1 rRNA gene is annotated in these 860 nt (G+C 56.6%); it reads left to right on the top strand.

Features of this window, described 5'->3' with window-relative positions:
- A 23S ribosomal RNA gene (locus NDO75_RS27675) occupies nt 1-718 on the top strand; the annotation flags it as partial.
- Nucleotides 719-860: the final 142 nt, after the last annotated feature.

The following is an 860-nucleotide window of genomic DNA, read 5'->3' as shown; positions in this document are numbered from 1 at the left end:
CATTGAAATACTACCCGATGGTGACTGCGACTCTCACTCCTGGCGGAGGACACTGGTAGCCGGGCAGTTTGACTGGGGCGGTACGCGCCTGAAAAGATATCGGGCGCGCCCCAAGATTTCCTCACCCGCGTCGGAGACGCGGGAAAGAGCGCAAGAGCATAAGGAAGTCTGACAGTGTCCGGCACAACGACGGACGCTGACGCGAAAGCGTGGTCTAGCGAACCAATTAGGCTGCTTGATGCGGCCAATTGCTGACAGAAAAGCTACCTTAGGGATAACAGAGTCGTCACTCGCAAGAGCACATATCGACCGAGTGGCTTGCTACCTCGATGTCGGTTCCCTCCATCCTGCCCGTGCAGAAGCGGGCAAGGGTGAGGTTGTTCGCCTATTAAAGGAGGTCGTGAGCTGGGTTTAGACCGTCGTGAGACAGGTCGGCTGCTATCTATTGGGGGTGTTACGGTATCTGACGGGAACGTTCGTATAGTACGAGAGGAACTACGAATGGGTGCCACTGGTGTACCAGCTGTTCGAAAGAGCACGTGCTGGGCAGCCACGCACCACGGGGTAAGAGCTGAACGCATCTAAGCTCGAAACCCACCTGAAAAAGAGATACCACCGAGATCACTCGTAGAAGACGAGTTCGATAGACTCGGGGTGTACGCGCCAAGGCAACGAGGCGTTGAGCCCGCGAGCACTAACCGATCGAGCCACACACTCATACTACATCGCATTGGATCCGTGACGCGAGAACGGGTCCGGACGCAAACTGGACTACACGTACACTACGGTCGAGACACCACCGATATTGGCATGATCGCGGTTCGATTCCGTGAATCGGCGTTAAGGCGGCCACAGCGGCG

The organism is Natrinema sp. 1APR25-10V2, from assembly GCF_031626495.1.
Taxonomy (GTDB): Archaea; Halobacteriota; Halobacteria; order Halobacteriales; family Natrialbaceae; genus Natrinema.
Note: the sequence above shows the minus strand (reverse complement) of the source record. Positions and strands in the feature narration are given on the sequence as shown.